The sequence below is a fragment of the Acinetobacter bereziniae genome (assembly GCF_016576965.1).
Lineage (GTDB): Bacteria > Pseudomonadota > Gammaproteobacteria > Pseudomonadales > Moraxellaceae > Acinetobacter > Acinetobacter bereziniae.
Window position 1 is genome coordinate 4,451,238 of record NZ_CP066119.1, and the last position, 22,064, is coordinate 4,473,301.

General features: G+C 40.8%; 20 protein-coding genes and 1 riboswitch. Of the genes, 1 reads left to right on the forward strand and 19 read right to left on the reverse strand.

Going from position 1 to position 22,064, the window contains the following annotated elements:
- Positions 1 to 229: 229 nt before the first annotated feature.
- From I9192_RS20890 to I9192_RS20955, 14 genes are all read right to left on the reverse strand, one after another.
- Positions 230 to 511: a DUF2798 domain-containing protein gene (locus tag I9192_RS20890; protein ID WP_005035187.1), complete on the reverse strand. Its 282-nt coding sequence runs from the start codon at positions 509 to 511 to the stop codon at positions 230 to 232.
- Between the two features lie 34 nt (positions 512 to 545).
- Positions 546 to 848, reverse strand: a complete 303-nt coding sequence (locus tag I9192_RS20895) for a DUF3861 domain-containing protein (RefSeq protein ID WP_004826114.1) — start codon at positions 846 to 848, stop codon at positions 546 to 548.
- Positions 849 to 866: 18 nt separating this feature from the next.
- Positions 867 to 1,262 (reverse strand): Fur family transcriptional regulator, encoded by a 396-nt coding sequence (locus tag I9192_RS20900; protein ID WP_004826112.1) that lies wholly within the window; start codon positions 1,260 to 1,262, stop codon positions 867 to 869.
- Between the two features lie 22 nt (positions 1,263 to 1,284).
- Positions 1,285 to 1,827 (reverse strand): PadR family transcriptional regulator, encoded by a 543-nt coding sequence (locus I9192_RS20905; protein WP_005035183.1) that lies wholly within the window; start codon positions 1,825 to 1,827, stop codon positions 1,285 to 1,287.
- 320 nt (positions 1,828 to 2,147) lie between these two features.
- Positions 2,148 to 3,851, reverse strand: coding sequence for a single-stranded-DNA-specific exonuclease RecJ (gene recJ, locus I9192_RS20910; RefSeq protein ID WP_005035180.1), 1,704 nt, complete (start codon positions 3,849 to 3,851; stop codon positions 2,148 to 2,150).
- Positions 3,852 to 4,508: a pyridoxamine 5'-phosphate oxidase gene (gene pdxH / locus I9192_RS20915; protein ID WP_004826106.1), complete on the reverse strand. Its 657-nt coding sequence runs from the start codon at positions 4,506 to 4,508 to the stop codon at positions 3,852 to 3,854. It abuts the gene before it with no gap.
- 33 nt (positions 4,509 to 4,541) lie between these two features.
- Complete coding sequence (glmM, locus tag I9192_RS20920; protein ID WP_004826105.1) at positions 4,542 to 5,873, reverse strand: phosphoglucosamine mutase; 1,332 nt, start codon at positions 5,871 to 5,873, stop codon at positions 4,542 to 4,544.
- Positions 5,874 to 5,990: 117 nt separating this feature from the next.
- Positions 5,991 to 7,457, reverse strand: a complete 1,467-nt coding sequence (gene guaB, locus I9192_RS20925; RefSeq protein ID WP_004826103.1) for an IMP dehydrogenase — start codon at positions 7,455 to 7,457, stop codon at positions 5,991 to 5,993.
- A gap of 301 nt (positions 7,458 to 7,758) precedes the next feature.
- Positions 7,759 to 8,124, reverse strand: a complete 366-nt coding sequence (locus I9192_RS20930) for a YkgJ family cysteine cluster protein (protein ID WP_026040289.1) — start codon at positions 8,122 to 8,124, stop codon at positions 7,759 to 7,761.
- A 90-nt stretch (positions 8,125 to 8,214) separates the two neighbouring features.
- Complete coding sequence (locus I9192_RS20935; protein WP_004826099.1) at positions 8,215 to 9,012, reverse strand: oxygen-binding di-iron domain-containing protein; 798 nt, start codon at positions 9,010 to 9,012, stop codon at positions 8,215 to 8,217.
- Positions 9,013 to 9,228: 216 nt separating this feature from the next.
- The gene (locus I9192_RS20940; protein WP_004826097.1) at positions 9,229 to 9,807 is read right to left on the reverse strand and encodes a TMEM165/GDT1 family protein; all 579 of its coding nucleotides are present in this window, start codon (positions 9,805 to 9,807) and stop codon (positions 9,229 to 9,231) included.
- 88 nt (positions 9,808 to 9,895) lie between these two features.
- Positions 9,896 to 10,053: riboswitch (yybP-ykoY riboswitch) on the reverse strand.
- A 134-nt stretch (positions 10,054 to 10,187) separates the two neighbouring features.
- Positions 10,188 to 12,176 (reverse strand): 2-oxo acid dehydrogenase subunit E2, encoded by a 1,989-nt coding sequence (locus I9192_RS20945; protein WP_200150437.1) that lies wholly within the window; start codon positions 12,174 to 12,176, stop codon positions 10,188 to 10,190.
- A 2-nt stretch (positions 12,177 to 12,178) separates the two neighbouring features.
- Positions 12,179 to 14,887 carry a pyruvate dehydrogenase (acetyl-transferring), homodimeric type gene (gene aceE / locus I9192_RS20950; protein WP_005035172.1) on the reverse strand — a complete coding sequence of 903 codons (2,709 nt, stop codon included), beginning with the start codon at positions 14,885 to 14,887 and terminating at the stop codon, positions 12,179 to 12,181.
- A 282-nt stretch (positions 14,888 to 15,169) separates the two neighbouring features.
- A complete protein-coding gene (locus I9192_RS20955; RefSeq protein WP_004826089.1) occupies positions 15,170 to 15,847 on the reverse strand; it encodes a M23 family metallopeptidase in 678 nt (225 codons plus the stop codon).
- A 105-nt stretch (positions 15,848 to 15,952) separates the two neighbouring features.
- Here I9192_RS20955 and I9192_RS20960 point away from each other — a divergent pair, with 105 nt between their 5' ends.
- Complete coding sequence (locus I9192_RS20960) at positions 15,953 to 16,402, forward strand: hypothetical protein (RefSeq protein WP_004826088.1); 450 nt, start codon at positions 15,953 to 15,955, stop codon at positions 16,400 to 16,402.
- 98 nt (positions 16,403 to 16,500) lie between these two features.
- Here I9192_RS20960 and lpxC read toward each other — a convergent pair whose 3' ends face one another.
- From lpxC to I9192_RS20985, 5 genes are all read right to left on the reverse strand, one after another.
- Positions 16,501 to 17,403 carry a UDP-3-O-acyl-N-acetylglucosamine deacetylase gene (gene lpxC, locus I9192_RS20965; protein ID WP_009585483.1) on the reverse strand — a complete coding sequence of 301 codons (903 nt, stop codon included), beginning with the start codon at positions 17,401 to 17,403 and terminating at the stop codon, positions 16,501 to 16,503.
- 125 nt (positions 17,404 to 17,528) lie between these two features.
- Positions 17,529 to 18,722, reverse strand: coding sequence for a cell division protein FtsZ (ftsZ, locus tag I9192_RS20970; RefSeq protein WP_004826084.1), 1,194 nt, complete (start codon positions 18,720 to 18,722; stop codon positions 17,529 to 17,531).
- A gap of 163 nt (positions 18,723 to 18,885) precedes the next feature.
- On the reverse strand, positions 18,886 to 20,148 hold the full coding sequence (gene ftsA, locus I9192_RS20975; protein ID WP_004826082.1) for a cell division protein FtsA: 1,263 nt from the start codon (positions 20,146 to 20,148) through the stop codon (positions 18,886 to 18,888).
- A 63-nt stretch (positions 20,149 to 20,211) separates the two neighbouring features.
- The gene (locus tag I9192_RS20980; RefSeq protein ID WP_004826081.1) at positions 20,212 to 21,066 is read right to left on the reverse strand and encodes a cell division protein FtsQ/DivIB; all 855 of its coding nucleotides are present in this window, start codon (positions 21,064 to 21,066) and stop codon (positions 20,212 to 20,214) included.
- A gap of 3 nt (positions 21,067 to 21,069) precedes the next feature.
- Positions 21,070 to 21,999 (reverse strand): D-alanine--D-alanine ligase, encoded by a 930-nt coding sequence (locus I9192_RS20985; protein WP_004826080.1) that lies wholly within the window; start codon positions 21,997 to 21,999, stop codon positions 21,070 to 21,072.
- Positions 22,000 to 22,064: the final 65 nt, after the last annotated feature.

The following is a 22,064-nucleotide window of genomic DNA, read 5'->3' on the forward strand; positions in this document are numbered from 1 at the left end:
TTCTTTCAACATCTGCCATTTCAATATATCTAGCCTAGCGGTTTTATATCCATCAACCTATAGCTATCTTAATACGCTGAATACTATGAATAGGACAATAATAGTGTGGTTTTTGTTATGAGGATGGTGATGCTCAACTGATGATGTTGTATTTTCTGATATTGGCTTGCGCTTAAAATGCTCTACACCTAATCTCCATCCAACACCATCCATTTTCAGAACCTTTTGTTTAAGGTGCTGGCGGCGGTGTGAGATTTACAAATAGTCCAGTAAAACGGCGGACGATCGGTAAAAATATCAATACCATTGGAAAGGCAATCATCCATGAAAATAGCCAGACATCGAACCATTTTGTAAAAAATGCATCAAACCATCCCACATTTTTCCATAAATTAATCATAGAAATAGTGGCACTCATTAATCCTGAAAGGAAAAATGGCATCAACCAAGTGGCATATTTTGCGGGTAATTTGGGAATTTTACCCACGATCATTGTAGATTTTGCTTGCATTATACCAACACTCTAAATGTATCTGTTTTAATCATCATGCCTCTTTCTTTACATTTTGCTTTAAATTTTTCATAAATTGTTTTACTGCGGGTTCAAAGTCTTTAAATAAAATATGATCACGATGTGTAATCATCACTTCTAAAAACAATTTGAGTCCGACTGCAAATGCCTTTGTTGTCTCATCATCAAAAAACTCAGCTTTTTTTAAACGTTCAACAATTTCAAAAATATCGTCGTGGTTTCCCACATTAAATTCGATATTTTCACTGTAGTTTGATGGTTGACCTTTGGCATCTGCAAGATGCTGTACACTCACGTGGTATTGATGTTGTTTCATACTATTTCTCTAAACCTTCTAGTGTAATGTGTTGTTAAATTCAATCTCTAAAATATCGATATTGAATTGTTGGAAAACCTTTTCCAGTGATTCAATCAAAGAAGATTTATTGATCTGTTTCAGATCAGCACAATGAATGTTGAGAAATTCAGCTTCGGACTTGTTAATCAAGGCATAGCGTGCTTCATCTCTACCATTCAATTTTTGACTCACCAAACCCGCCCTTTCTAAGTCACTCACTACACGATAGATGGTGGATAAGCTAATCTGCTGATTGTTCAGATATAACTGCTGATAAATTTGTTTAGCCGTCAGTTGTGCTTTTTGATCTGATAAGGCTTTGAATACAATCACTCGTGCCTGAGTAATTTTTAAGTTTGCGTGACGTAATTTCTGTTGGATTTCAATATTCATGTCTCACCTTTTGGATGTCATGCTATAAACGCCCAATCTTTACAGCTGCTTGATCAATGATCTCAGCAACTTGTCTGACCTGTTCTGCATTAAAATCTTTACCTTTGAGCTTTAAACGCAACGCCGTTTTTAAATTTTCCATGGCGCGATGCACATCCAGATATTGGTCATTTTCATGAATTTCACGACGCGTTTCTAAACGCGCTAATAAATGTTGAATGTGTTGCTGTTGATCTTTTAAGTGTAACTTTCCAGCGTCAGTAATATGATATTGCTTGCGATCATCCGCCGTACTCTCTACCCGAACAAAGCCTATTTCTTCAAGATAGGTCAGTGTGGGATAAATAGTGCCTGAACTGGGTGTATAGCCGCCACCCACCAGATCACTAATGTCCTTGATAATTTCATAACCATGTTTGGCTTGCTGTTCAATCAGATGAAGTACCAAAAGCTTCATTTTTCCTGATTCAAATAAGCGACCTCTACGTCCAGCATAGCCTTTTTCTGGATGATGACCACGATGTTCAAAGTCATGCTGTGAATGATCATGCTGAGCTGATTTCATCTTTATTTTTCTCAAATTGATTAATTTATACATATTAAGATATATCTTAATGTGTCTTAATTCAATAAAATATTTATAATAAACCATAATTAATTGATTTATATTAAATTAATTTTATAAAGAGATATTGCTTAAGATATGAAAAAGACATTCTTTCAATTTTTAAAGTGGACATGATCAATTCAGAAATATCAGCAGATTTGAATCCTTTTGCCGATTGAATCAGCACATGGCTTGTTTTTATTCGTATAGTTTACTCATTATATTTTTAATCATATGCCAATAAAAAAGCGCCTATATCAGCGCTTTTTCATTTGAAATTACTGTTCCAAATGCAACATTCGCAATTGCAAACTCACATTGCCATTGAATTGATTTTTATCCAACTCATAGACGATACGAACACGATCCTGCATCGGATCAAAATTAAATTTATCACGAACATTAAATGCAATGGCATCCACAGCCTGCCCATCTGCTAAAGCCAAACGCAATTTTAAATGAGCATCTTTCAGCCAGCGGTAGTCAATCACCTTAAACTGCCCTTCGAACACAGGGGCAGGAAACTTTTGTCCCCAAGGACCCAATTGTTCGAGTGTATCAACCGTTTGCAGTTGAAAGGCTTGAGCAGGTAATTCACCGTCTGTCCATAACACCGCTTGAAACAGAGATTCATCTGATTGAGCAACCAGTTCAGTAAAACGCTGCTTAAATGCTTCGAAATCTTGCTTTTGAATGGTCAAACCTGCCGCAGCAGCATGACCACCAAAATGGCTAATTAAATCAGGATACTGTTCTGCCACTTTTTCAATCATATCTCGAATATGGATACCCTCTATCGAGCGAGCAGATCCTTTGATATGAATGCCATCTTTATCGGCAGCAAATACAATACTCGGACGATGAAATTGTTCTTTTAAACGCCCCGCAACAATACCAATCACGCCTTGATGCCAATGCTCTTCAAACATCACCAACGCAGCGGGTAAATTGTCTTGGTCTAATTCAAGTTGTTCTAGCTCAGTCAGTGCTTCTTGCTTTATTTGTGATTCAACTTGACGGCGCTCCAAATTTAAATCGTTCAACTGACGCGCCAATGCATAGGCAGTTTGCATATCAGTTGCCAATAGACATTCAATCCCAATATCCATGGTTTCCATACGTCCTGCCGCATTAATTCGAGGACCTAAGACAAACCCTAAATCAGAAGCTTTTAACTCAGCTGGATCACGCCCTGCGATATCCAACAATGCACTGATTCCAGCACGACACTGATTTTGCTGAATTCGCTTCACACCTGCATCGACCAAAATCCGATTGTTATAATCCAGACTTGCCACATCGGCATAAGTGCCTAAAGCAACCAAATCTAAATATTGCTGCATTTTTGCAGTCGATTTAGCAAGTTTTGCACGATGACTACTTAAATTCGCCAATAAATAAAAAGCAACCCCCACACCCGCCAATGCCTTGCTTGGAAACTCACATCCCAGTTGATTCGGATTCACCACAGCTTCAGCTTGAGGTGTTTGCTTCGTAGTCAAATGGTGGTCGGTAATAATGACCTGCATACCCAGTAAATGCGCTTGATCAACTCCTGCATGACTGGAAATTCCATTATCTACAGTGACCAATAAATCGGGTTGAAATTTTTTAAAAGCTAAATCGGCAATCTTAGGGGTGAGACCATAACCATATTTAAAACGATCAGGCACTAAATATTGAACATTTGCTCCCATTTCATTTAAAGCCAATATCATCAGTGCTGTACTGGTCGCACCATCGGCATCATAATCCCCCACAATGACGATTTTTTTCTGTTCATCTATGGCTTGGTCAATGATCTGAATCGCCTGCTCCAAACCTTTCATTTTGGGTGCAAGTAAATATTTCAGTTTTAAATCAAGTTCTTGTTCTGACTGCACTCCACGTCTTGCCAAAAGTTCAGCAATAAACGGTGATACGCCCTGAAAATGATCAGGGCGTGTCAACAGTGGTCGTTGTTTAATTTGTATTTTTTGCATTTATGGCATCAAACGTTGTAATTTCCAAAATCCCTCAACCTTTTCATAAGTTAAACGATCATGTAAACGATTTGGACGACCTTGCCAAAACTCATAATAGTCGGGTTGCAAACGATAGCCTCCCCAAAACTCAGGTTTTACCAGTTGGTCTTTCTCCGCAACTTGATCATACAGTGCTTGAAAGCGTTGTTGAAGTTGTTCACGATTCGCAATCACCCCACTTTGAGGTGTACTGATATGCGCTGCAATTTGGCTATCGCGTGGACGCTTGTGATAATAATCAGTAGACTCTTGCTCAGATATTTTCTCGACTTGACCACTAACACGGACTTGGCGCTCCAACTCAGGCCAGTAAAAGAGAAGTTCTGCAAAAGGATTTTCAGCTAAATCCAAACCTTTTTGACTGTCATAGTTGGTATAAAAGTCATAACCAGCTTCGGTTGCACCACGCAATAACACTGTCCTCACATGCGGGCGACCTTGTGCATTTGCAGTCGCTAAGGACATTGCATAAGGTTCATGAAGTTTGGCTTCTAGAGCCAAATTAAACCAATTGAGAAACTGTTCGTGTGGATGGGCATCCACCTGTTCCTCATGCAGTTCACCTTTCTGATAGGTTAAACGAAGCTCGCTTAAATCTTTAATCACATCACTCATGAACCCAAACCTTCTACAGATTAGATACTATTTTTAGGCAGCATTTTTGCGTACAGCATCTGCTAAATGATTTGCTAAATCAGTGACTTCTTGCAAATCATCACCTTCTACCATAACACGGATAATCGGTTCAGTCCCAGATTTACGAATTAAAATTCGACCACGCCCTTTGAGTAATGTTTCTGCTTTATCAAATTCAGCAACCAAGGCAGGCACTGCATATGGGTCAAACATTTGTTCAAGGCGTACATTGACCAACACATTGGGCAAAGTTTTAAACTCGGCGACCAATTCATCCAAAGCTTTATTTTGCTCAACCAACACCGTCAATACTTGCAGTGCCGCGATAATGGCATCACCTGTTGTGCTCTTGTCTAAAGTCAAAATATGACCTGATGGCTCACCGCCAATGACCCAGTTGTTTTCTTCTAGATTTTGTAAAACATAGCGGTCACCCACTTTAGCACGTACAAAAGGTACTTTTGCCTTTTCCAATGCCAATTCCAAAGCCATGTTACTCATCACTGTACCCACTACACCTGCTGGTTTCTGTGAAGACTGTGTGGCTAAGATATAAAGAATATGGTCACCATCTACCAGCTTTCCATGACGATCAACCAATACAACACGGTCAGCATCGCCATCAAAAGCAATGCCTAAATCTGCTTGATGCTCCACAACAGCTTTTTGTAAGTTTTCAGGATGTGTTGACCCACAATCTTTATTGATATTTAAACCATCAGGATCATTATAAAGTGCAATCACTTTGGCACCCAATTCACGGAACACCGCAGGACCCACGCTATAAGCTGCACCATTGGCGCAATCCACAACAATTTTTAAATGGCGTAAATTGAAATGATACGGGAACGTCGATTTGCAAAATTCAATATATCGCCCATTGGCATCTTTAACACGTACACTTTTACCCAAGTTAGCGGTGTCTTCAATGACTATATCTTTTTCTAATTCACGGTTAATCGCTTCTTGAATCGTATCAGGTAGTTTCTTGCCTTCATCTGAGAAAAATTTAATGCCATTATCAAAATAAGGATTGTGTGATGCAGAAATGACGATCCCTAAATTGGCATGCAATGCACGTGTTAAATGGGCAATCGCTGGGGTAGGTAACGGTCCTAACAAGTGCACATAAACACCTGCTGCATTTAAGCCTGCCTGTAATGCTGCTTCAAGAATATAACCAGATAAACGTGTATCTTTACCTAAAACCACAATAGGTTTTGTTTTTGGGCTAATTTGCTTTAATACTTTACCCGCGGCAAACCCCAATTTAAGTGCAAATTCAGGGGTAATTGGGAGTTCACCAAATTTTCCACGAATCCCGTCTGTACCGAAATAACTCATTTTTTACCCACTTATTATGCGTTGTATAACAATCAATTTTTCACGTTTATACTTTACACCAAAATAAAAAAGCCGTCATAAACTGACGGCTTTTTTCAATCAAAATATTACAAAAGATTAACCCACTCGATAGTTCGGTGCTTCTTTAGTAATCGTGACATCATGCACATGCGACTCTTGCATACCTGCTGCAGTAATTTTCACAAATTTTGCATTTTGGCGAAGATCTTCAATGGTTGCGGAACCTGTATAGCCCATTGATGAACGTAAACCGCCCATCATTTGATGTACGATGTTACCCATTGGTCCTTTGTAAGGTACACGACCTTCAATACCTTCAGGAACTAACTTTTCAGCACCTGCTTTAGAGTCTTGGAAATAACGGTCTGCAGAACCTGTTGCACCTGCCATTGCACCCAAAGACCCCATACCACGGTAAGCTTTGTAGTAACGACCTTGGAAGAATTCAACTTCACCAGGTGCTTCTTCAGTACCTGCCATGAGTGAACCCACCATAATGGTACTTGCACCAGCACCAATCGCTTTTGCCATATCGCCAGAGAAGCGGATACCACCATCAGCAATTAACGGAATTTGATCTTTCAGTGCATTTGCAACACTATCAATTGCTGAAATTTGCGGCATACCAATACCCGCAACAATACGTGTTGTACAGATTGAACCAGGACCAATCCCGACTTTTACAGCATCTGCACCCGCGTCAAGCAATGCCAATGCCGCATCACCTGTTGCGATATTTCCGCCAATGACTTGAACTTGTGGGAAATTGGCTTTGACCCAACGTACACGCTCAATCACGCCTGCAGAGTGACCATGCGCAGTATCTACCACAATCGCATCGACACCTGCCTCTACTAAAGCTTCAACACGGCTTGGCGTTTCTGCACCAGTACCCACCGCAGCACCAACACGTAAACGACCTAATTCGTCTTTACAGCTATTTGGATAAGATTCTGCTTTGCGGAAATCAGTGACAGTAATCAAACCTTTTAAGGCATGGTTATCATCCACCACCAACACTTTTTCAATGCGATGTTGTTGTAACAATGCTTGAATATTTTCTTTAGACTCATTTTCACGAACAGTCACAAGACGATCTTGCCCGGTCATGATGTTACTTACAGGTTGCTCTAAATTGGTCACAAAACGAGTATCTCGTCCTGTCACAATTCCAACAACCTTGCCGTCTTTAACAACAGGAACACCACTGATATTGTTGGCTTGAGTAATCGCAATCAAGTCACGTATCGTCGTTTCAGGAGTCACGGTGATAGGATCTTTCACCATGCCTGCTTCAAATTTTTTCACACGGCGAACTTCTGCAGCTTGCGCAGAAATATCCATGTTTTTATGTAAAATACCGATACCACCATTTTGCGCCATTGCAATCGCCATACGTGACTCAGTCACTGTATCCATTGCTGCTGAAACCATAGGTATGTTCAGTTGAATGCCGCGTGTGAGGCGTGTCTTTAGAGAGACATCTTTTGGGAGGATAGTAGAATAGGCAGGGAGTAATAAGACATCATCGAAGGTTAACGCTTCTTGAACGATGGTCAACATAACAGTCTCGCTGGTAATTTCCGTGAGCTATTATATACAAATTTCCGTTCAATTTTCATTTTTTATTGTGCGGATTTATCTTATTCTCGATCACCCTTTATTTTTCAGTATCTTATTGAAATAAAAATGGGCTTTGAATATAAAATTATAGTAGATTTAACACCACAGCAAACTGTCAGCTGACAGTCTCTGCTTTTTAAACAACTCTAGGCTACTGTCAAAAAACGACTCAATATATGATTAGAGCTTGTATCTCTTGTAAAAAAAATCTTCTCATATCCTAAACTTCCCCATTGCAGCATTAGCACACCTGATCAAAATCTTCATCATTACTGGGTGTCATGACATCAATATCAATCAAAGGAATTAAATTATGTGCCTGCCTTGCTTTGGCACATTGTGCATCCCCAGCTTGCACCTCTTTACAAGATGAACTGCGTTGTTCATACATGGTACAACTGACCTGCTGTCCAACAACACCATCCAATGCAATACAACGGGGTTGTTTTTGATTGGTCCCTTGCATACATGAATATACTGCAGTTAACGGTTCTACATAATCTGAAGGCATTGCTTCTCCCTCCGCCCAATAAAATGAGACTCGGAAAAAGGCGCAACACGCCCCACAGTTTAAGCATGCATCCTGTGCTGAGATTTGTGACAACATTTTTTTAAGATTCTCGTTATCAGTTTAAGATTTTGGCAAGAAAATCCTAAAAAAAGTCGTATCCAAACACAATAGATTTTTTGAGTTTTTTTATTGAGGACAGGTAAACACGGTCTCATCCATCAAATCAACACCGCACTGTAAATTTTCAATCCAATCTAAAAATTGATTGATCATTTCCTTTCCAATAAAAGGTTTGCCATGCTGAGGCACGATCATCTCAATATCCATCTGACGCACCATTTTCACCCATAAGCGAATGATTCTGTTGGTACACATATACCGTTGATGAAAACCACGCATACTTGGAATATGACTATTAAAATCATCTATCGGTGTAGATGCATCATCAACAATAGATGCCCCCATATCCCCAGAAAATAAAATTTTAGAGATGGGGTCGTAAAACTGAAAATTCCCTACTGAATGTAAGAAATGTGCAGGAACGACAATAATTCGAGTTTCACCCAAAGGAATTGAACCCCCTTGATCAGGTAACTCAATCAAACGCTCTAGCCAACCGCCTTTCATACGGTCACTCATAAAAGCGGAATTTAAGTGAGGTAAAAAGCGCGCCCACAACTTAGAAGCGACCACTTTAGCATCGGTATACACTAACCAACGTGGCATTGAGGTAATAATGTCAGGGTCTTGATGAGATGCCATCACATAGTCTAGGTTTTGCAAACGTGTGTATTTATTTAATTCCATAGTTAAAGGTACATAAGTTAAATCACCACCTGGATCCAAAACTGCTGCACGTTCATTATTGAGAATCAAAAATTGATTGGCTTGTACACCTTCGCCTTTCACCAAACTGGTAAAACTAATACATTTATGTGTGCCATTATCAAACAAAACTTGCGATGTGGTGCGATCTAAAGCCATACCCAGAACCCCAAAACCTTTTTTAAAATAAATCTTTATTTATCCCATACAACATATAAGGTTTTCTTCAAAGTTACAATAAATATACAACCTAAGTTTTATGATTATTTGTGTGATTATTCTCAAAATAATAAAAAACCCAACACTAGGTTGAGTTTTTTATCTTGAAAAGGTGCTGATCCAATCACAGCTTAAAGCTGCATCGAAAAAACAGCCTTAAAAAAAGTAATGTTGTACCAATGCGGCAACACCAATGATAAAGAATATCGCTGCGCCAATTTTATGAATTAAAGAAATTGGTAATTTATCTGCCAACTTATTACCAATAAATACAGCAGGTGCATTGACCAACATAATGCCCAGTGTAGTCCCTAGAGTGACCCATCCGATACTGTCAAAACGTGCAGCAAGTGCTACGGTCGCAATTTGAGTTTTATCACCGATTTCAGCCAGGAAGAACAACACAAATGTTGCACCAAAGACCCCATATTTCTGCCATTTATTTATGCTTTCAGATTCATCATCCAGTTCGTCTGGAATCAGCATCCAACCCGCCATGGCGATAAAGCCAAGTGAAACGATCCATAACAGAACAGTTGGACTGAGTACCGTGGTAATCCATTGCCCCAGCACAGCTGACACGCCATGATTGACCAATGTCGCAATCAGAATCGCGAATAAAATCGGAATAGGTTTACGGAAACGTGCAGCAAGAAGTAATGCGAGTAGTTGCGTTTTATCGCCCATTTCGGATAAAGCAACAACCACCAAAGAGATGAGGAAGGCATTTAACATGTCAAAGTCTCTGGCTAGCAATATTTACCGATGACTTACCCCTCCTGCTAGCCAATATGAATAGTCACCTATCCAACGCGGAGTGATAAATCAAAGGTCTTGCCAACAAAAGATAGCTGAGTACATGCCTTCAGCTAAATTGGTTCTTTGCTATGATGACCATACTCTGTTGAGTAATTATGTTGATCATCACCCATTTATTATCGTATTGATAACAAACAGCGGCTACTCCCCAATGAAGTACAACTATTCTACAATGCTTTTCAGTTTATTTTCAATTTTTACTATTCAATATCTTAAACACCAATCAAAGCAAAAGATTTGATCGGCTTAAATATAAAAAAACCCCGCATAAAGCGAGGTTTCCTCATCTTTAAAACTTAAAGCAAGATGTTACGAATGTCCGATAACAACTTGGTTAATTTATTGGTAAATCGAGCCGCATCCGCACCATTAATCACACGATGGTCATAAGACAATGACAGTGGCAACATCAATTTCGGATCAAAACCTGAACCATTCCAAACTGGCTGCATGGTGGCAGGTGAAATTCCCAAGATTGCAACTTGTGGCCAGTTCACCAAAGGTGTAAATGCTGTACCACCAATTGAACCTAAGCTGGTAATTGTAAAGTTGGCACCTTGCAAATCTTTCGGAGAAAGTTTCTTATCACGTGCTTTTTTACTCAACTCACCCAATTCAATCGCAATTTGCTTAATTGATTTTTGGTCAGGATTGCGCAATACAGGAACAGTTAATCCATCTGGTGTCGCCACTGCGATTCCCATATGAATTTCCTTACGTAACACCACTGACTTTTGATCGTCAGCAAGATGACCTGCAAAATAAGGTTCTTCTTTCAACAAGAACGCTACAGCTTTCGCAATAAAAGCAAGAATGGTTAAGCTTATACCGTCTTGCTTAAACTTACCTTTGAGTTCACCACGCCAAGCTTCAAGCTCAGTAATATCCGCCAAATCAAATTGTGTCACTTGCGGAATAAAATTGTTCAGTGACAACTGCGGTACAGACACTTGCTGTAAACGTGTCATTGGCGCAATTTCACTACCACCAAATGCGCTGAAGTCTGGTAAAGCAGGTAAACCTGAAGCAACCTGAGCAACTGTAGTTTGTGGCGCTGCTTGTGGTGCAGTCAGTTTCGCTTTAACAAAAGCAAAAACATCGGCTTTCATCACACGTGCATGTGGACCAGAAGCTTGAACTTGAGAAAGTATAACGCCCAATTCACGTGCAAGTTTACGCACAGCTGGACCCGCATAGACTTTAGCATTTTCAGCTTGCTGTGCTTTTGATAATTTCTCACATGAGTCTACAGCAGTAAGCGTCTCAACTTTTGCAGATGCAGTGGTCGGTGCTTGAGCTGCGACTGGTGCTGTTTCTTGCGATGATTGAGTTGCAGGTTTCGCTTGAGGAGCTGGTGTTGCTTGACCTTCTGCTTCAATGGTCACCAAAGCGGTACCTTGAGTCACAGACTGATTCAATTCCACATGAATGGCACTGACCACACCTGCAACTGTACTTGGTACTTCTACAGATGCTTTATCAGATTCTGCAACACAAAGACTCTGATCTTTTTCAACACGGTCACCCACATTGACTAAAATTTCAGAAATAGTCGCTTTGTCCACGCCCAAATCTGGCACAGTGACCTCAACTTTACCTGATTGAGTCACAGCGGACTGTTCTTGTGCAGCAGCTTGAGGTACTGGCGTTGTTTGCTGTGGCGCTATCTCAACGGACGATGCTGTTGATGCTGCTGCACCACCTTCAGTTTTCACTGTAATGAGTACTACACCCTCTTTAACACTGTCACCTTCTTTCACCACAACACTTTCAACTGTACCTGCGACTGTACTTGGAACTTCAACTGTGGCTTTATCTGATTCGACAACAACAATGCTATCGTCCACAGCAATTTCATCACCAACTTTTACTAACACTTCGCCTACTAAAGCTTTTTCCACACCAATATCTGGAACTTTCACTTCAACTGTTTGTGATGTCGTATTTGTAGATGCTGAATTTGCCACAGGCGCCGCAGACTCTGTTTTAACTTCTACAACAGCTTCTGCTTTTGCTGGCTCTTGAGCAGGTGCTTCAGCGGCTTCTGTCACAGTTGCATCAGCAGATTCAACTTCAATCAATACTGCACCTTCTGAAACTTCATCACCTTCAGCAACCGCAATACGTTTTACTACACCTGCTGAAGTGCTAGGCACTTCAACAGAGGCTTTATCAGATTCCAGCAAAACGATACTGTCATCTACAGCGATCGTATCGCCGACCTTGACGAGGATTTCGGCAACCGTTGCCTTATCTACACCAATATCAGGAGTTGTAATTTGCATCATTATTTCTCCTCAGTAGATTCAGTATAAGCTGCAACTTCTTGCACAGATGGATGTGCTTGAGGTAACCATGCAACTGGACGGTCAACATCAAGTTCAAACGAAGAAATCGCATCTTTCACTAAACGTGCGTCCACTTCACCTTCATCGGCAAGTTTTTTCAATGTTGCAACCACGATATGAGCAGCATCTACACCGAAATAGCTACGCAAGTTGCCACGTGTATCTGAACGACCATAACCATCTGTACCTAAAGTTACATATGGACGGCTATCTGGAAGGTAAGCTCGGATCTGTTCGCTATATGCGCGCATATGATCTGTTGCTGAAACGACAATACCATCGGTATCACGTAACTGCTGAGACACCCAAGATTCTTTACCATCTTCAAGTGGGTGCAAGCGATTGTATTCTTCAACAGCCATACCATCACGTGCTAACTCATTGAAGCTTGTTACGCTCCACACATTAGAATGAATTTGGTATTCATCACGTAAAATTTGTGCCGCTTTGATGACTTCACGTAGAATTACACCTGAACCCAACAACTGAACTGTGGCTTTTTCATCTTGGTTGAATAGATACATACCACGCTTGATGCCTTCTTCAGCACCTTCAGGCAATGCAGGTTGATCATAGTTTTCATTCATGAGCGTCAAGTAGTAGAACACACGTTCTTGATTGACATACATGCGTTGTAAACCATCATGCACAATCACAGCCAACTCATAACCAAAGCAAGGATCATAAGCCACGCAGTTTGGAATAGTTGCTGCCAAGATATGTGAATGACCATCTTGGTGTTGTAAGCCTTCACCATTCAAAGTTGTACGACCTGCTGTTGCACCACACAAGAAACCTTGTGCTTGAGAGTCACCTGCAGCCCATGCAATATCACCAATACGTTGGAAACCAAACATAGAGTAGTACATATACATTGGAATCATTGGCAAGTTATTGGTGGAATAACTGGTACCCAATGCTGACCAAGCACTCATCGCACCTGCTTCATTGATCCCTTCTTGTAACATGTGACCATCTTTTGCTTCACGATAGTTCATGAGCTGTTCTTGGTCTTCAGGCGTATAGTTTTGTCCATGTGCAGCGTAGATACCCAACTGACGGAACATCCCTTCTAAACCGAAAGTACGAGCTTCATCAGGTACAATTGGAACAACACGGTCTTTAATGGCTTTTTCTTTTAACAATGCTGCAATCAAGCGCACCATCACCATCGTCGTAGATTGTTCTTTACCACCACTGCCTTTCAATACACCATCAAATACTGAAAGTTCAGGAATCGCCAAAGCTTCGCTTTCTTTACGACGTGCAGGTAGATAACCACCTAAAGCTTCACGACGAGCTTTCATATATTTCAATTCAGGCGAGTTTTCACCAGGACGATAGAATGGTAACTCTTCAAGCTGTTCATCATTGAATGGCAAATTGAAGCGATCACGCACATATTTTAATGAATCAAGTTGCATTTTCTTGATTTGATGCGTTTTGTTGACTGCTTCGATTTCATCAGACAAACCATAACCTTTTACAGTTTTCGCCAAGATCACTGTAGGTTGACCGTTACTGGTCATTGCTGCTGCATAAGCCGCATAAACTTTATATGGGTCATGACCACCACGATTTAGATTATCAATATCTTCATCGCTCAAGCCTTTCACTAATTCCGCAGCTTCAGGATATCTGCCAAAGAATTTTTCGCGAGTATACGCACCGCCTTTTACTTGGTAACGTTGATATTCGCCATCTAAAGTTTCATCCATTAATGCTTTTAAAGCACCAGAAGTATCTTTATCAAGTAGAGGGTCCCAATGGCGTCCCCAAACCACTTTAATCACACGCCAGCCAGCGCCACGGAATAACGATTCAAGCTCTTGAATAATTTTACCATTACCACGAACAGGACCATCTAAGCGTTGTAAGTTACAGTTAACCACCCAGATTAAGTTATCGAGTTTTTCACGACCTGCCAGCGAAATCGCACCCAAGCTTTCTGGCTCATCCATTTCACCATCGCCAAGATAAGCCCAAACCTTACGGTTTTCTTCCTTGATCAAACCACGATTCATTAAATATTTTTGAATGTGTGCTTGATAGATCGACATGATTGGACCAAGACCCATCGAAACCGTTGGGAACTGCCAATAATCAGGCATTAAATAGGGATGCGGATAGCTTGAAAGACCTTGACCACCCACTTCACGACGGAAGTTACTCAATTGATCTTCAGTTAAACGACCTTCTAAGAATGAACGCGCATAAATCCCAGGCGCACAGTGCCCTTGGTAATAAATCATATCGCCGCCAAAGCTATCACTATTGGCGCGGAAGAAATGGTTAAAACCAACATCATATAAAGTTGCAGATGAAGCGAAACTTGCCAAGTGACCACCTAAGTCATCACCTGTTTTATTGGCACGCAATACCATTGCCAAGGCATTCCAACGGATCAATGCACGAATGCGACGTTCCATATCTTGGTCGCCCGGCATTGCTGGAGACTCTTCTACAGGAATGGTATTTAAGTAAGGAGTATTTAGACGCTGAATGGGAACATGCTTTGAAATGGCTTGCTGATATAATTTTTCTAATAAAAACGCAGCACGTTCAGTCCCCATATGCTGGAGCACTGAATCAAAGGCATCTTGCCATTCTTGTGTTTCCTGAGCGTCGCTATCACCGTAATACGCCATTTTCCACTTACTCCTTGAATAATTTTCTATATATTATATGTATCATGTTTTAGCCCTGTTAAGTTATCGTTACAGACGAATGCAGATTGTAGGTATTATTTAGGAACTAAATAGTTGTTGACTAAATGACACTTAAAATAACAAAAAACCGCCAATAATGGCGGTTTTTTATACAATATAAATTCAATTTAATGCTAGTCTGAATACAGGATTTAATTCAACGCGACACTGAATATCATCCTCAATATCCAACATAGACACTCAATGAATTACGTGATTGTTTTATGGCAACATCGCTAAGTAAGAAGAAGGGTTCTTGCGTTGACCATCTTTTACAACTTCATAATGTAAATGTGGACCTGTGCAACGACCTGTACAGCCTACATTGGCAATATGCTCACCTGCTTTGACTTGATCACCTACACGCGCAATCAGACGTGAGGCATGTGCATAACGTGTGATATAGCCATTGCCATGGTTGATTTCAACATATTGACCATAGCCTGTACCCCAACCTGATTTGGTTACAATACCAGGACCTGTAGCATAGATTGGTGTACCACTTGGTGCAGAAAGGTCTAAACCTGAATGATGTTCAGCGCGACCACCCATGGTACGACCACCAAAATCAGAACTCACACGCTTCATGTCTGGAAGAGGATGCGTGACTAACCATGAATATGGAGAACTTGCTGAATAACGAGAAGTAGAATTTGAGCTAGAACCGTATTTTTTAGCAATGCTTGCGTTGTTTAACTCGATTGGAGCATCTGAACTACGTAGCGTGACATTCATCTTTGCTGAAGCAGGAAGGTCTAAATCATCTGGATTGTAAGAACCTTGAGAAAGTGTCTTGGATAATTTTTCTAAACGATCTGGAGTTTGAATCAAGTCTGCAAATGTCGCAGTAGCAGCTGAAGCAGCTAGTGTAAAAGCTAATAAAATACGTCGCGTGTGCATAAAAACCTCTTTAACTGTTCTTAGTCAAGTTTCTTGTGTGATCTCATCCTTGATATCCGGTGAAACGAGCGCTTAAGATAGGACATAAATATGTAGGAACAATGTATGTCTGAACCCAAAAACGTCTTCCAACCAACAAGACAACACTTAAAAACAGGAAACTTATCGTTTCTTACAAAGCAAGTTGCTGAATGGCAAAAACTTACTAAATTAATTCAACCGCTACTTCCTCAACCTGAGAATTGGCGAGTTGTCTGTTATCAATACGGTATTTTGACGATTACCGGTGAAAATCAAGCCATGATTAGTCAACTCGGTTATCTTCAAAAGCAGTATATTTCTCAATTATCACAAATCAATGAACTACGTGATTTACAAAAACTACAAGTCCGATTACATATTGAAAATACCAATACTGAAACGTCCTTACAACCCCATAAAACGGTAAGCTCGATGCAACCCGCAACATCCGAAATGTTACAAAATGCCGCTAGTTTTGTGAACGACCCTAAGCTTAGCCAAGCTCTACTACGTTTGGCAAGCAATAAAAAGTAAACAGAATAGATAAAATTAAGATTTGAAACTGTTTAAAATATGACTCAATTCACACTTATTAATGTTACACTATAACACAATCTAGAGAACACAATGACTTATGTCACATTGACGAAATGAATTGGACACAATTTCTCGTCATCAAATGTTACAATTTCATAGCTGCTTGGATCACTTTTCACATTGCGTAAAAGTTGATTATTTAGTGCATGACCCGATTTGTAACCATCAAATTTGGCAATAATTTGATGTCCAAGCAAATATAAATCACCAACAGCATCTAAAATTTTATGACGCACGAACTCGTCAGCAAAACGTAAACCTTCTTCATTGACGACGCCAGTATCATCTAAACCCACAGCATTATCCAAACTTGCCCCCAATGCTAGATTGTTGGCTTTTAAATAATCTAAATCCTTCATAAAGCCAAAGGTACGCGCACCACTAACTTCATATACAAATGTTTCAGTTGAAAAATCAATGGTTGCGGATTGATATTCTTTAGCAAAGGCTGGATGATCAAAGTCGATGGTAAAGTTGATTTGGAACCCATCATGAGGAGAAAAAATTGCACGCTTATCGTCTATCAGTGCTTCAACAGGTTTTAAAATTCGGATAAATTTCTTTGGTGCATCTTGTTCAACCAACTCACCTTGCATGAGTAAGTAAATAAATGGACCTGCACTTCCATCCATAATCGGAATTTCAGACGCTGAGACTTCGATAATCAGGTTATCAATCCCCAATCCCGCAATCGCACTGGTGACATGCTCAATCGTGCCCACCTTAGTTTCTTTACTGACCAAGTTTGAACACATAAATGCTTCTTGGATCAGCATGGCATCCGCAGGGATATCGACAGGTGGATTTAAATCGATGCGTCGAAATACAATACCCCCATCCGCCACATGAGGCAAAAAGTTAATCATGACTTTTTGTCCACTATGTAGTCCGATGCCACTCGCTTTAACGACTCGCTTCAGGGTACGTTGTTTCAACATGCTAATTCGGTCTTCGTTCTCAAATCCGCTATACGTTAGCACATTTAGCCATTGATAAAAAACAAAAAAGGTAATGAATCTCACTACCTTTTTCGACAATATTAAATATTATTAATATTTATCAATTATTTACGCTGTTGGTTTTTCAAATAATCTTGAATACTCATTGGCGTAGAACGACCATTTGAACTCGGCGCCGTCACAGGTGCACCCTCTTCCTGACGCTGTTTATTGATCGCAGGAATATCATCTTCATCTACAGCATGATGTTGTGCTTGTTGTAAATGAGCTTGAGCAGCACTATTTACATGTGTTCTACGTTTCGCTTCAGTCGCATCACTTGCGTTACGCGTCAAACCTGTAGCTATCACTGTCACACGAATTTCATCACGCGCATCGGGATCAAACACAGTACCAAAGAACACTTCACCTTCTTCAAGGTCAACGATCTGGTTGACAACATCCGTGATCACTTCTGTTTCACGTAATGTCACATCTGCACCGCCAGTGATATTGATCAACACACCTTTAGCGTTCATGATGTTAACGTTATCAAGCAATGGGCTACGAATCGCCAAACGTGCAGCTTCTTCAGCACGATCTGGACCACTGCTTTTGCCTTCACCCATCATGGCATAACCGCGGGTACTCATTGCAGTTTTTAAGTCAGCAAAGTCAAGGTTAATATGACCTGGACGTACCACTAAATCAAAAATACTACGAACCGCATTCAACAATACGTCATCGGCTTTACGGTAAGCATCTTGCATAGAGATGTCACCATATACACTGAGCAGACGTTGGTTCGGAATAATAATTAAAGAATCAACATGCTGTTCTAATGCTTCGATGCCTTTTTCAGCTGAACGCTGGCGACGACGACCTTCAAAATTGAATGGCGTAGTCACAACACCTACAGTTAAAATTCCCATTTCCTGAGCAATTTCAGCAACAACTGGTGCAGCGCCTGTGCCCGTACCACCACCCATACCGGCAGTGACAAACACCATATCTGCACCTTCAAGGTGCTGACGAATTTGCTCGCGGCTTTCTTCAGCAGCAATTTGACCTACATCTGGATTCGCACCCGCACCTAGACCTCGCGTACTTTGCTCCCCAAGTTGCATTTTAAAAGGTGCATTCATACGATCTAGGGCTTGTTTATCTGTATTTGCACAGACAAATTTCACCCCTTTAATGTCAGATTGCACCATGTGTTGTACAGCATTACCACCGCCGCCGCCAACACCAAACACAGTAAAACGGGCTTGACCGTTGTTATCGGTTTGTCCATCGTCTAAAAATTCAAATGAGGCCATGACCTTTAGATTTCCTAATATAATGTGGCAGTCACTTAAGCCCGTATACTGCCTTGATCTTCAATAATAAAAATTGTTTTTAGGATGCTGTTCATTACAGAGCTTGTCAAGTATTGGATAGAACACTTACAACTTCCTAACAATATTCCCAAAAAAAATACACCTAAAAAATACCTTTTAATTTGTTATTCAAGGCATTCCAACCATTCACAATTCGGTCAAAGAATGGTCTTCCCCCTTGAACTTCAGGCTCCTCAATCGCCTCTTGCATGTCACTTTGACTAAATAAAAGTAAGCCTGCCGCTGTAGCATACATTGAACGACGTAATGAAGGTAAGTTCTGATCGTCAGTGACCACTTGTAAAGGTGGATTGCCTAGATGTGCAGAAACGCCCAACATACGACGCGCCAAAGTCACCATGCCTTCAATTTGACAAACATCACCTGTCAGTACAACACCATGATACAAGCTTTGCAAGGCACCACGCTGCTCTAGTTCGTAGCGCACTTTAGTTAAAATATCTTCATAACGTGCAATAATGATTTCAGCAAGTTCTATGCGACTGATGGTTTGCGGACCATCAATTGCCTCAAACTGAATCATGTGATCAGGTTTGACCTGATGGATATCGACACAGCCATGAAGCAACTTAATCCGTTCAGCTTCTTCAGTGGTGGTCTGCAACACTGTCGCAATATCACGTGTGACATTTTCACCACCACATTGAATGGTGCTGGCTAGAGCCAAATGACCTTCTATATAAACAGCGATATTGGTGGTACCTGCACCAATATCGAGTAGGCAAACACCATATTCTTTTTCATCTTTCAGCAAACTGCCTTCAGCAGTTGCCAAACACGAAACCACCATTTTCTCAACAGAAATATTGGCACCTTTCATAGCGCGATCTAAGTTCTGCATGGTACTGATCGGCATCATCATCAATTGATAATGTGCAGTCATACTATTGGCAGATAAGTTAATCGGATTTTGTACCCATTCAGTTGAGTCATCCAACTCAAATCCTAAAGGTACAGCACTCGCCAAATAGTGATCAGCTGCCATATGACTGGCTTTTGCCAACTCTAGAGCACGTACCACCTCAGTTGTGGTAATCGTACGTTCTGCGTTTGAAATCGGGGTACGTCCAATTGCATAATGGCTTTGTAATTCAGTACTTGGAATCGACACCCATGCTGAATGTATACGACATTCAGCCATATCTTCAGCTTCTTGAACGGCTTGTTTAATTGCATTTGTGACTTTATCAAGGCTCACAATTTTGCCTTTATTCATTCCTTTATTACGTGCGCTTGCCATGCCAATAACCTGAATATTATCAGGGGCATGTACTTTACCAATCAGTACTGAAACTTTATGTGTCCCAATGTCAATTGCAACAACTGAGGGAACAGCTTCATTCATCGCTTTGCTACCATTATCTTCATTGTTTATGTTTGGCTCTACGCCTCTTTTTCAAGCCACATATTATGGCTGTGCAACCATCCCACCTGCAACGCCTATGTCATTACTGGTTACAACAAACTGACCGTTGGTAATTTTGGGTGAAACTGAATTTTTCCACTGAATTGCCAGACCATTTCGGTAACGCAAATCAATTGCAGAAATATTCGACCACACGGGTTTTAAGTCTGTTTGTGCCAAGTGACTGAGACGTTGTAGCTTACTCATCGTTTGATCTTGGTCGACAATCACACGTAGACCTGAATCAAACTGCATAAACCAAGTCATCCGTTCAGTGAGATAAAGCTCTTTTAAACGTAAATTGACTGGGTGAAATAATTGGTTAATTTCATTATAGCGACGCATCATGACTTTGGATTGGCTGAGTGGTCCATGGAGCAATGGCAAATTGGAATGATTGGTCACCACTGCTTCACTGTAGACATCTCCAGCATCACTGAGTAATCGCCCTGTTCCCCAACGTGCGATTGCATGACGCGGCATAACGCGCACTCGAATACCATTTGGCCATGCGCGTGATACCACAACACGGTCTACCCATGATACTTCCAGTGCTTTATCTCGAATTTGCTCCAAATCCGAAGTGAAATAATTATCTTTCACAACAGGTTTTAGGTGTTGTGTAATCGCTTGCGATTCGACCGATGAACTCGTCCCCACCACTTCAAGTGTTGCAACTCGCGCATCGGTGATCACTTTGTAAAGACCATAGATTCCTGCAAATAATACAGCTATAGCAACAACCATAAGCAACCAGCTACCCACGTTCAGAAGCTTATCCTGACGTGTCGGTGGCTTATCGTGTATTGATGTAATCGCCGCACGTTTGCGACGCATCGAAGCAGGAAGTTGAGCCATAAATTAGTGAGCTTGTTCCGTGAGTGTTTGCGCTAAGATCGCAACACACAATTCATCAAAACTATAACCAACTGCTTTTGCAGCTTTAGGTACAAGAGAGTGGCTGGTCATCCCCGGAACAGTATTCACCTCTAATAACCAAAAATTACCCTGCTCATCCAACATCGCATCAATACGCCCCCATCCGCTAGCACCTACAGCTTGGAAAGCACGCAAACAGAGCGCTTGAAGATTCTTTTCTTCAGCTTCGCTTAAACCACATGGAATACCATATTCCACGTCATTACGATTGTATTTGGCTTCGTAATCATAGAATGCTACATCTGCTGGAGGTTGTAAACGAATCACTGGTAATGGCAAACCATTCAGAAAGGAAATGGTATATTCACGCCCTGTAATCCATTTTTCAGCCATCACGACTGCGTCATGTACAGTGGCTTTTTCAATTGCGGCAATAAGGTCTTCTGCTTTTTCAACCTTACTCATTCCCACGCTTGAACCTTCGTGAACGGGCTTAATGATCAAAGGTAATCCAAGACTCTCAATCACTTCATTAAGATCAGAATCCTTTGAAATAATACGATAAGGTGCGGTCGGCAAGTCTGAACCTTGCCAGATCTGTTTGGTTTTGACTTTATCCATACCAATCGCAGAACCTTGTACGCCTGTCCCTGTATAAGGTACATTCATCCATTCCAAGGCACCTTGGATTTGACCATCTTCACCACCGCGACCATGCAATACAATAAATGCACGATCATAGTCCACAAGTTCCGTCACACTACGCTCTTGCGGGTCGAAAGCCTCTGCATTCACACCTGAACGTAATAATGCTTCTAAAACAGCTTTACCACTATCTAATGACACCTCACGCTCAGCAGATTTACCACCAAGCAACACCGCTACTTTGCCGAATTTAGAAGCATTTGACACGTTTAAATCCTTAAACTTATAAGTTAGTCAATTTCAATTTTTAAGGCTTTATTCAAATCCAAATT

Coding starts and splice junctions, on each gene's coding strand:
- lpxC (WP_009585483.1), bottom strand. CDS start 17,403: ATGTTGAAACAACGTACCCTGAAGCGAGTCGTTAAAGCGAGTGGCATC.
- ftsA (WP_004826082.1), bottom strand. CDS start 20,148: ATGAATGAAGCTGTTCCCTCAGTTGTTGCAATTGACATTGGGACACAT.
- I9192_RS20945 (WP_200150437.1), bottom strand. CDS start 12,176: ATGCAAATTACAACTCCTGATATTGGTGTAGATAAGGCAACGGTTGCC.
- glmM (WP_004826105.1), bottom strand. CDS start 5,873: ATGAGTTATTTCGGTACAGACGGGATTCGTGGAAAATTTGGTGAACTC.
- I9192_RS20890 (WP_005035187.1), bottom strand. CDS start 511: ATGCAAGCAAAATCTACAATGATCGTGGGTAAAATTCCCAAATTACCC.
- aceE (WP_005035172.1), bottom strand. CDS start 14,887: ATGGCGTATTACGGTGATAGCGACGCTCAGGAAACACAAGAATGGCAA.
- guaB (WP_004826103.1), bottom strand. CDS start 7,457: ATGTTGACCATCGTTCAAGAAGCGTTAACCTTCGATGATGTCTTATTA.
- I9192_RS20935 (WP_004826099.1), bottom strand. CDS start 9,012: ATGGCTTTAGATCGCACCACATCGCAAGTTTTGTTTGATAATGGCACA.
- I9192_RS20955 (WP_004826089.1), bottom strand. CDS start 15,847: ATGCACACGCGACGTATTTTATTAGCTTTTACACTAGCTGCTTCAGCT.
- I9192_RS20960 (WP_004826088.1), top strand. CDS start 15,953: ATGTCTGAACCCAAAAACGTCTTCCAACCAACAAGACAACACTTAAAA.
- I9192_RS20900 (WP_004826112.1), bottom strand. CDS start 1,262: ATGAATATTGAAATCCAACAGAAATTACGTCACGCAAACTTAAAAATT.
- I9192_RS20895 (WP_004826114.1), bottom strand. CDS start 848: ATGAAACAACATCAATACCACGTGAGTGTACAGCATCTTGCAGATGCC.
- recJ (WP_005035180.1), bottom strand. CDS start 3,851: ATGCAAAAAATACAAATTAAACAACGACCACTGTTGACACGCCCTGAT.
- ftsZ (WP_004826084.1), bottom strand. CDS start 18,722: ATGGCCTCATTTGAATTTTTAGACGATGGACAAACCGATAACAACGGT.
- I9192_RS20980 (WP_004826081.1), bottom strand. CDS start 21,066: ATGGCTCAACTTCCTGCTTCGATGCGTCGCAAACGTGCGGCGATTACA.
- I9192_RS20905 (WP_005035183.1), bottom strand. CDS start 1,827: ATGAAATCAGCTCAGCATGATCATTCACAGCATGACTTTGAACATCGT.
- I9192_RS20940 (WP_004826097.1), bottom strand. CDS start 9,807: ATGTTAAATGCCTTCCTCATCTCTTTGGTGGTTGTTGCTTTATCCGAA.
- I9192_RS20930 (WP_026040289.1), bottom strand. CDS start 8,124: ATGTTGTCACAAATCTCAGCACAGGATGCATGCTTAAACTGTGGGGCG.
- pdxH (WP_004826106.1), bottom strand. CDS start 4,508: ATGAGTGATGTGATTAAAGATTTAAGCGAGCTTCGTTTAACCTATCAG.